Annotated in this window: 9 protein-coding genes; 8 read left to right on the top strand and 1 reads right to left on the bottom strand. The window is 67.0% G+C overall.

The window, feature by feature from the left end; all coding sequences use genetic code 11:
- The 6 genes from AB4Y86_RS04695 to AB4Y86_RS04670 all read left to right on the top strand — a co-directional run.
- Nucleotides 1-1,236 (top strand): erythromycin esterase family protein (locus AB4Y86_RS04695; RefSeq protein WP_441400534.1); only part of this gene is annotated, 1,236 nt, incomplete at its 5' end.
- Between the two features lie 174 nt (nucleotides 1,237-1,410).
- Nucleotides 1,411-2,280, top strand: a complete 870-nt coding sequence (locus tag AB4Y86_RS04690; RefSeq protein WP_441400532.1) for a universal stress protein — start codon at nucleotides 1,411-1,413, stop codon at nucleotides 2,278-2,280.
- A 79-nt stretch (nucleotides 2,281-2,359) separates the two neighbouring features.
- Nucleotides 2,360-3,043 (top strand): hypothetical protein, encoded by a 684-nt coding sequence (locus AB4Y86_RS04685; RefSeq protein WP_441400531.1) that lies wholly within the window; start codon nucleotides 2,360-2,362, stop codon nucleotides 3,041-3,043.
- Between the two features lie 185 nt (nucleotides 3,044-3,228).
- On the top strand, nucleotides 3,229-4,440 hold the full coding sequence (locus AB4Y86_RS04680; RefSeq protein WP_441400529.1) for an anion permease: 1,212 nt from the start codon (nucleotides 3,229-3,231) through the stop codon (nucleotides 4,438-4,440).
- Nucleotides 4,437-4,658 (top strand): hypothetical protein, encoded by a 222-nt coding sequence (locus AB4Y86_RS04675; protein ID WP_441400528.1) that lies wholly within the window; start codon nucleotides 4,437-4,439, stop codon nucleotides 4,656-4,658. The genes AB4Y86_RS04680 and AB4Y86_RS04675 overlap by 4 nt, the downstream gene beginning before the upstream one ends.
- A 103-nt stretch (nucleotides 4,659-4,761) precedes the next feature.
- The gene (locus AB4Y86_RS04670; RefSeq protein WP_441400526.1) at nucleotides 4,762-5,310 is read left to right on the top strand and encodes a dihydrofolate reductase family protein; all 549 of its coding nucleotides are present in this window, start codon (nucleotides 4,762-4,764) and stop codon (nucleotides 5,308-5,310) included.
- Nucleotides 5,311-5,336: 26 nt separating this feature from the next.
- Here the strand turns inward: AB4Y86_RS04670 and AB4Y86_RS04665 are convergent, their stop codons facing one another.
- A complete protein-coding gene (locus tag AB4Y86_RS04665; protein WP_441400524.1) occupies nucleotides 5,337-5,801 on the bottom strand; it encodes a hotdog fold thioesterase in 465 nt (154 codons plus the stop codon).
- Nucleotides 5,802-5,820: 19 nt separating this feature from the next.
- Here AB4Y86_RS04665 and polA point away from each other — a divergent pair, with 19 nt between their 5' ends.
- Nucleotides 5,821-8,652: a DNA polymerase I gene (gene polA / locus AB4Y86_RS04660; RefSeq protein WP_441400522.1), complete on the top strand. Its 2,832-nt coding sequence runs from the start codon at nucleotides 5,821-5,823 to the stop codon at nucleotides 8,650-8,652.
- Between the two features lie 52 nt (nucleotides 8,653-8,704).
- Nucleotides 8,705-9,863, top strand: a 1,159-nt coding sequence (locus tag AB4Y86_RS04655; protein ID WP_441400520.1) for a GNAT family N-acetyltransferase, incomplete at its 3' end; no start/stop codon positions are given.

Raw genomic sequence — 9,863 nt, 5'->3', positions numbered from 1 at the left:
CTGGATGGACTGGTGGAGCGTGCCGCGGGCTGCCGATTCACGGCGATCGGAGAGGCCTCGCACGGCACCCACGAGTTCTATGTCTGGCGTGCCACGCTCAGCCGGCGGCTGATCATGGAACAGGGCTACAACTGGATAGGCGTCGAGGGGGACTGGCCGGACTGCTGGCGGATCAACCAGTGGGTCCGCGGTCACAGCGCACAAGACCTGGGCGTCCATGCGCTGCTTAGCGGTTTCCAGCGCTGGCCGACCTGGCTGTGGGCGAATGAGGAAGTGGCAGGGTTCCTGGACTGGCTGCGCAGCTGGAACTTGCGCCGGCCGGTGGCGCAGCGGGTCGGCTTCTACGGCCTGGACGTGTACTCGCTCTGGGACTCGCTGCGCGAGATCATCGGGTGGCTCGACGAAAACCTACCTGAGGCCGTGCCCGTGGCGATGCGGGCATGGGAGTGTTTCCTGCCGCACCACGAAGACCCGCACCATTACGCCTGGCGCTCCCGGCTCGTTCCGAAATCCTGCGAGGCGGACGTCGTGGCCTTGCTCAGCGAGGTGCGCAGCCGGGTATTCAGCCCGGGTGACCAGGACGAAGAAGCCTTTGACGCTGTCCAGAACGCCGAGGTGGCGGCGAACGCCGAGCACTACTACCGCAGCATGGTGCGCGCCGACCGGCAGTCCTGGAATGTGCGCGATCACCACATGGCGGACACAGTTGACCGGCTGGCCCGTCATCTGGGGGCCGCGTCCAAGGGCATCATTTGGGAGCACAACACCCACGTCGGGGATGCGCGGGGCACGGACATGCCGCGGGACGGGCTGGTGAACGTAGGTCAGCTGCTCAGGGAGCGGCACGCGCTGGACGGCGTCCTGCTGGTGGGCTTCGCCGCCCACCGAGGCACAGTCATCGCAGCCGACTCCTGGGGCACGCCGGAGCGGATCATGCCTGTGCCCGGGGCAAGGCCAGGCAGCCACGAGGACTTCCTGCATGAGGCGGTCGGGGTGCCGGGGGTGCTGGCGTTCGGCGACGACCGGAGCGGACCGTGGCTCTCGACCTGGCTGGGCCAGCGGGCAATCGGAGTGGTGTACCACCCGGAACAGGAGCAGGGAAGCTACGTTCCAACCCGGATGGGGGATCGCTACGATGCGCTGATCTGGCTTGAGCACACGGCGGCGCTTCGCCCGGTGCAGCACGAAGGACCGCCCCGGGAGCCGGAGTTCGAGACGGAGCCGACCGGATTCTGAGCCCGCCGGTGCGGGGCTTAAGGCCCTAACCGGGCGCCGGGGGCGAGGTCACACTGAATTGTCGGTAGAGCCTCGGTGCTTCCGACAAGTCATGCCAGACAGCGGTCACAGAACGGTGCGCTGCCAGGACCATGGACGAGGCCACGGACGCCAGGAAATGGAGCGGGGATCAGTATGAGCAAAGCAGTCGTTGTCGGCATCAACGATTCGGCAGGCAGTGAGGCCGCGCTGGCATGGGCGCTGGAACGCGCTGCCCGGGAGAAGCTTCCGGTCTTGGCCGTGCACGCCGTGGACGACCGCTGGATCTCCCCGGAATTCCAGTACCACGAGTTGATCCGTCAATCCGGGATGGACCTGCTGGAGAAGGCCAAAGACACCGCGAAAAACCAGGCCCCCGACGTGGACGTCGACGTGCAGTTGCGCCACGGGAGCCCCGGCGCGGCCCTTCGGGAAGCATCCGCGGACGCCGCCCTGGTCGTCGTCGGCGGCCATGACAAGCATTGGATGGACGCCGGACCCCTGACGGACCGGGCCCTGCAGATCGTCTCCGCCTCGGACAGCCCGGTGGCCGTTATCCCGAGCCAGCCCGCCACCGGAACCCACGGCGTGGTGGTCGGCGTGGACGGATCGGAGGAATCGCTCCAGGCCGTGGCCTTCGCCGCAGCAGAAGCGGACCGCGGCCACGACGAGCTGACCGTGGTACTGGCCTTCCGGAGCCCGGCGCGCTGGATTGAAAACCAACTGCCCTCCAGCGGGCTCGCCGAGACCATCGTCGAAGAGAACCGCGTGGTCCTCGCCGAATCGGTGGCAGGCCTCGGTGACAAGTACCCGGATCTCGTTATCCATCAACGCCTCGAAACAGACACTGAGCCAGCCAAGGCACTCGTCGACCTCGCACAGAATGCGAGGCTACTGGTGATCGGCAGCCGCGGGCGCGGAGGCTTTTCCAGACTGCTGCTCGGCTCCACTGCCCATGCGGTGCTGTTGAACGTGCCGTGCCCCACCGTCGTGACCCGGGTGCACAAGGTCAAGCACGAGGCCTGAGTCCGCAGCGGATCGGCCGGAGAGCCCCCACCCGCCGCGAGGGCTTTCCGGCGCGCGGGCCCGGTGGGAGGATGTTGCCGTGGACCCCTTCTTCAATTTCCTCAGCCACAACTGGTGGCTGGTATTTCCGATGAGCGCCCTGCTGGGCAGCTGGGCCCGAACCTGGACCAGGGCCAGCGAACGACGGCACCGGCGCAAGCTTGAGCTGTACCGGCTCAAGAACCAGCAGGCTTCGGCAGACCAGGCCAGCCAGAGCGAGGTGCAGGCCCTCGTCGACGCCCACGACGCCGTTAACCGGCGCTGGCTGGACTACGAACTGGACATCGGAAAGCTGATCGACTTTCCGGTCATGACTGACGTGCGCGAGCCGTTGACGGTGGCGTTCCTGCGGGCCAAGCGCGAGGCCGACGGGCTGCGCCCGGACGCTCCGGCGCAGATCGCGACGGCGGCGCGGCTAGGGGAGTACCGGGCTGCCGTGCGGAGCTTCGAAATCGCTTTCGAGGTCGCCGAACGCGAAGCCCGCCGGATCAAGGACAGCAACTTTACCGGCCCGGAACGCGAGCGGCTGGCCACCGCGCGGAAACTGCTCAGGATTGCCTCCGATGCGGCCGCCACCCCCGCTGAGCGGCAGACGGCGTACAAGCGGGCACGGCGGGAACTCGACGGCCTGATTGTGCTCCCGGAGGCAACCCTGGCCGCCTTGGAGGAAAAAATCGCCGGGATGCTCGACGCCGGTGCGGGCCGCAGCGCCCCACCGGTCTGAGTTGCCCTTCCAGGCCGCTGAGGTTTTGCCCAGCACCCTTTGCCACGTACGATCTGTAAGGTTTCAGGACGGTTTTTGGTGAACCGCGCAGGAGATGTCCGCGTAACAGCAGATGAACACTGACCACCAAGACCTTGCACGGGGCATGAAACCGCTGACCATCGACTCTGCAGATTGGGCAACTGGTGGAAATCACCATAATGGTGGCGCTCGTGATAGCGCTGGCACTGTTCTTCGACTTTACTAACGGGTTTCACGACACCGCCAACGCGATGGCGACGCCAATCGCGACCGGTGCTATCAAGCCGAAGACCGCCGTCGCCCTCGCGGCGGTGCTCAACCTGGTGGGCGCCTTCCTGTCCACCGAAGTGGCGAAAACCGTTTCCGGCGGCATCATCCGGGAAGGCTCGGACGGCGTTCAGATTACCCCGGACATCATTTTCGCCGGCCTGATGGGGGCGATTCTCTGGAACATGATCACCTGGCTGAAGGGTCTCCCCTCCAGTTCCTCACACGCCCTCTTCGGCGGCCTGATCGGCGCGGCCGTCGCCGGCATCGGGCTGCACTCGGTGAACTTCGAGTCGGTGGTCCAGAAGGTGCTCCTCCCGGCCGTCTTCGCGCCGCTCATCGCCGCGGCTGTGGCCTACGTATGCACCCGGCTCGCCTACGCGCTGACGTCCCGCCACGATCCGGAGACGGGCAGCAAACTCACGCAGAAGCGCGGTGGTTTCCGGACCGGACAGGTATTTACGTCCAGCCTCGTGGCCCTCGCGCACGGCACAAATGATGCGCAGAAGACCATGGGCATCATCACCTTGGTCCTCATTTCCGCCGGCAGCCAGGCGCACGGCACCGGCCCGCAAGTCTGGGTCATCGGGGCGTGTGCGCTGGCCATCGCGGTCGGCACGTATTCCGGCGGCTGGCGGATCATCCGGACCCTGGGCTCCGGCCTCACCGAGGTCAAGCCGGCCCAGGGCTTCGCCGCCGAAACCAGCACCGCAGCCGCGATCCTCGCGTCCTCCCACCTGGGCTTCGCACTCTCCACCACGCATGTCGCCTCGGGCTCGGTGATCGGGTCGGGGATGGGCCGCCGCGGCACCTCCGTGCGCTGGGGAACTGCCGGGAAGATCGCGCTCGGCTGGCTCTTCACCCTCCCGGCCGCCGGTATCGTCGGCGCACTGACGGCGATGCTGGTGCACACCGGCACCGTCGGATTCGTGATCGCCGCGGTCGCCGGCACCGCTGCGGTGGTGTACATGTTCATTGCCTCCGGACGGTCTCCCGTCGGCCACCACAACGCCGTCGAGGTCGAAGAGGCCGGCCAGGCGGTCCAGTTCGCGAAAAAGAAGGCAGCCGCCGTCAGCCGCACCAACAAACGCAAGGATGGCCAGAATTGAAGTGGCTTGAACTCGTCCTCGTAGCAGGGGCGACCCTGGTCTCCGCCGTCACCGTCGTCGTCCTCTACGCCCTGGGCGTCCGGCTCACCGCCATCGCCGGGGACGTGCGGACCGCCCAGCCCCGCTGGGTGCGGCCACTGTCCTACGCCTGCTTCGGTCTCTGCGGCATCGCGGTGCTCTTCGGGCTGTACCTGATCATTCCGTACTTCACTAAGTAGCGGACACCCGACGACGCCGGGCGCCGCCGCCCGGCGCTGCGGCGCCCAGATTCCGCGCCGCTGCGCGCTGGGAAAGGCATCCGGGAATGGCTACGCTGGGCCCATGCCGAAATTCCAGTACTTCGTGGCGGCTTCCCTGGAYGGCTTCATCGCCACCGCGGACGACAAGCTTGACTGGCTGCTGCAGTTCGACGGATTCACCGGCGGCCAGGAAAGCTACGAGGCCTTCATGGCCGACGTCGGCTGCGTGGTGATGGGCGGTGAAACCTACGCCTGGCTCCGGCAGCACGAACCCGACAACTGGCCGTACCCCGGAACCCCGTGCTGGGTCTTCACGCACCACGAACTCGCGGCCCCGAAAGGTACGGACATCACGTTCGCCCGCGGACCGGTGACCGAATTCGTTGAAGACCTGAAGGACAGCGCCGCGGGCCGGAACGTCTGGGTGGTGGGCGGCGGAGACCTCGCTGCCCAGTTCGCCGACGCCGGGTTGCTTGACGAGCTGATCCTCTCGGTCATTCCCGTGGTGCTGGGCGGCGGGAAACCGCTGCTCCCGCTGGCCCGGCCGACGACGCCGCTGGAGTTGCTCGCCTCGGCCGCGTTGGGACGCGGCGTCGTCGAACTCCGCTACCGCCTCGCCGGCAGCTCCTGAGGCCCCGCGGCCGACCCGCCGGCTGACTACTCGGGGGCGTCGCGGAGCAGGTTGGTGATCCGCGCGGTTGAAAGCCGGCGCCCCCGCTCGTCCGTCATGACGATTTCGTGCGTGGTGAGGGTGCGGCCCAAATGGATGGCGGTGCAGGTTCCCGTCACCGTGCCGGAAGAGACGGCACGGTGGTGGGTCGCGCTGACGTCGATCCCCAGTGCCCGGCGCCCCGGCCCAGCATGCATCCCGGCGGCGAAGGACCCCAGCGTCTCGGCAAGCACCACATGGGCGCCCCCGTGCAGGATTCCGGCCACCTGCGTGTTGCCCTCCACCGGCATGGTGGCGACCATGCGTACCGGGCTCATCTCCAAAAAGTGGATCCCCATCTTCACCACGAGGGCACCGACGCCCATCCGGCCCAGCCAGTCGTGGAGTTCCGCCGGAACGCCGGCGGCCCGCAGTTCGTCGGTGAACGGCGCGGGCGTGAAATTGTCGATCATGGGAACTAGGCTGGCACCTGTGAGCGAAACTACCAAACCGGCCCTTTCCCCTTCCGCAACGGACACCCTCCCGGCAATTGAGCCGGACTCCGTCTTAGCGGCAAAGCCAGCCGGAAGGTCCAGCCGGGCCGCGGGGTCCGTTTCCGCCACCGACGCCCCCGTGATTCCCATCACGGACCAGCCGCGCCTCCTGGTCCTGGACGGACACTCCATGGCGTTCAGGGCTTTTTTCGCCCTCCCTGCGGACAAGTTCTCCACCGCCACCGGCCAGCACACCAACGCCATCCACGGCTTCACCTCCATGCTGATCAACCTGATCAAGGAACAAAAGCCCACCCACGTGGCCGTGGCCTTCGACGTCTCCGATGAGACCACCCACCGTAAGGCCGAGTACGACGGATACAAGGGTGGCCGCAACGAGACCCCCCGGGAAATGAGCGGCCAGATCGACCTCATCGACAAGGTGATGGGCGCCTGGGGCATCCAGACCATCAAGATGCCCGGTTGGGAAGCCGACGACATCCTGGCCACCCTCGCCGCAATGGGCGAGAAGGCCGGGTACGAGGTGCTGCTGGTCTCCGGCGACCGCGACGCCTTCCAGCTGATTACGGACAACGTGTTCGTGCTCTACCCGAGGAAGGGCGTCAGCGACATCCCCCGGATGGACGCGGACGCCATCCAGGAGAAGTACTTCGTCAGCCCCGCCCAGTACTCGGACCTCGCCGCCTTGGTGGGTGAAACAGCAGACAATCTCCCGGGCGTTCCCGGCGTCGGACCCAAGACGGCAGCCAAATGGATCAACCTCTACGGCGGCCTCGAAGGTGTCCTGGACAACCTCGACGCGATTGGCGGGAAAGTCGGGGACGCCCTTCGTGAAAACGTCGAGGACGTCAAGCGCAACCGGCGGCTCAACCGGCTCCGCACCGACCTCGCGCTGCCCGTCACGCTCGACGAGCTCGCGGACCCGCGGCCTGACCAGGCCGCCCTTGAGGAACTGTTCGACGCCCTCGAATTCAAGACCATCCGGACCCGGCTCTTTGCCCTCTACGGCAGCGAAGTGACCGAAGCCGAACGGGAAAGCCTCGATATCCCGGACTTCGTAACCCCGGCGGACGCGGCCGAGCTCGACGCCTTCCTGGCGGCCGGTGCAGGAAAGCGGTCCGCCCTGGCCGTCGACCTGGTGCCCGGACGGATCGGTGCGGACGCCGCCGCGCTGGCGATCGTCCGCGACGACGCCGCCATCTACCTCGACCTGGCCCGTCAGGACGCCGCCGCCGAAAATGTCCTGGCCACCTGGCTTCGGGATGCGAAGTCCGCGAAGGTGGTGCACGGGTTCAAGGATGCCCTGAAGGGACTGTCGGGCCGCGGACTGGAACTCGACGGCGTGGTCGATGACACCTCCATTTCCGGCTACCTCATCCAGCCCGACCGCCGCAGCTATGAGCTCGCCGAGCTCGCGCAGCACCACCTCAACATCGCGGTGTCCACGGAAGCCGCCAAGGAAGGCCAGCTTGAGCTGGCCTTCGACGGCGACGACGCTGCGGCCGCCGGCGCGCTGGTCCACGTGGCCGCCGTCGTCCAGGCCCTGAGCCGCTACTTCGAAGCGGAACTGAAGGAGCGCCAGGCCCAGGACCTGCTGACGACCCTCGAGCTGCYGGTCAGCCGGGTTCTGGCCGACATGGAACTCGCGGGGATCGCCGTGGACCTGACCCGGATGGACGAGCAGCTCTCGGACCTCGCCAAGGTGATCGACAACGCCCAGGAGCAGGCCTTCGCAGCGATCGGCCACGAGGTCAACCTTGGTTCGCCGAAGCAGCTCCAGACGGTGCTCTTCGACGAACTGCAGCTGCCGAAGACCAAGAAGATCAAGTCGGGTTACACCACCGACGCTGCCTCGCTCAAGAACCTGCTGGAAAAGACCGGGCACGAATTCCTGGTCCAGCTGATGGCGCACCGCGAGTCGTCGAAGCTGCGGCAGATGCTGGAGTCGCTGAAGAAATCGGTCGCGGAAGACGGCCGGATCCACACCACGTACGCGCAGAACGTCGCGGCCACGGGACGGATCTCCTCCAACAACCCCAACCTCCAGAACATCCCCATCCGCAGCGAGGAAGGCCGCCGCGTCCGCGGAATCTTTGTGGTCAGCCAGGGGTACGAATGCCTGCTGTCCGCGGACTACTCGCAGATCGAAATGCGCATCATGGCGCACCTCTCCGGCGACGCCGGCCTGATTCAGGCCTACAAGGACGGCGAGGACCTCCACCGGTTCGTCGGCTCCAACATTTTCCACGTGCCCACTGACCAGGTGACCAGCGCCATGCGCTCCAAGGTCAAGGCGATGTCCTATGGCCTCGCGTACGGCCTGACCTCCTTTGGGCTGTCCAAGCAGCTGGAAATTTCCGTGGACGAGGCGCGGACCCTGATGAAGGACTACTTCGACCGGTTCGGCGCCGTCCGCGATTACCTCCGCGGCGTCGTCGACCAGGCCCGGATCGACGGATACACCTCGACCATCGAGGGGCGCCGCCGGTACCTCCCGGACCTGACCAGCACAGACCGCCAGTTGCGCGAAAACGCGGAGCGCATCGCCCTGAACTCGCCGATCCAGGGGTCCGCGGCGGACATCATCAAACGGGCCATGCTGGGCGTCTCCGGCGCACTGGCCGAGCAGGGCCTCAAATCGCGCCTGCTGTTGCAGGTCCATGATGAACTGGTCCTCGAAGTCGCCAAGGGCGAACGCGACGCCGTCGAAAAACTGGTCACCGAACAGATGGGCGCCGCGGCGCAGCTGTCCGTTCCGCTCGACGTCCAGATCGGCGTCGGCACCAGCTGGTTCGAGGCCGGGCACTAGGCCGGCGTTTCGGTTCTTTTCAAGGTTCCAAGACTTCCAGCGGGAGAAACACGTGGCAAAGCAATACGAAATCCGGCGGTTCCGTGCGGCCCGGAAGGACTCAGCCGAGTATGCCCGGGGCGTTTCCTGGCTCCGCGGCGTCGGCATCGGTTTCTACGACGAACAGCACAAAGACGAGTTCATCGACAAGGTCATGGCGATGTACCAGGTGGACAACCGGGAAATGACGGGCGTCTTCCAGACCGGTGCGGTGGCCCCGCATTCCCTGCCCGCCGACGTGCCGGTGGCCACTTTCGCCACCCTGCGTAAAGACCTGAACATCGGCTACGGGCGGCAGCTTGCGGCCCAGCTGGTCACCGCCGTCACCGTGCGAGGAACGCACCGCCGGCAGGGACTGCTGCGGCGGATGATGACCGAGGACCTCGCCGCGGCGAAGGCCGACGGCGTCCCCCTCGCGGCCCTCACCGCCTCGGAGGCGTCAATCTACGGCCGCTTCGGCTTCGGCGTGGCCACCTTTGAACGCGACATCAAGGTGGAGACCGGCGCGCGCTTCCGGCTGCGCCACGAGGCCAGCGGGTCCGTGGAACTCGCCGATCGGAAGGTCCTGCTGGAACTGGCGCCGGCGGTGTTCGAACGCACCCACCGCGTCACGCCCGGCTCGATCATGCGGCAGGAGGCCTACCGCCTGCGGTCCTCCGGAACGCTGGCCCGCGACGGCGGCGAGGACAACGCAATCAGGTGCGCCCTGCACTACGACGCGTCCGGAACCGTCGACGGGTATGTCGCTTACAAGTTCGCCGGCTGGGAGACCGACCCCGCCACCGTGGAGATCGTGGACCTGGTGGCAGCCACCGACGCGGCCTACCTGGAACTGTGGCAGTTCCTTGGCAGCATGGACCTGATCCGCCGGGTCAGCTGGAAGGAAGCACCGGTGGACAACCCGCTTGCCTGGGCCCTCGAGGATCCCCGCTGCATCGAGTCCTCGGACCATGCGGACATGCTCTGGCTCCGCGTCCTGGACACCGTCCGGGTCCTGGGCGCCCGGCGCTACGCCGCCGACGGAACCCTCGTGCTGCGGGTGACCGACAGCCTCGGCTTCGCCGCCGGGACCTTCGTCCTCCGGGTCGCCGGGGGAGAGGCAACGGTCACGGACGCTGCCGACGCCGAGCCGGAGCTTTCGCTGGACGTCGCGGACCTCGGCTCCATCTATC

It is taken from the genome of Arthrobacter sp. 2YAF22_2 (assembly GCF_052114645.1).
GTDB lineage: Bacteria > Actinomycetota > Actinomycetes > Actinomycetales > Micrococcaceae > Arthrobacter.
The sequence above is the reverse complement of the archived record's forward strand: the minus strand, read 5'-3'. Positions and strand labels throughout refer to the sequence as shown.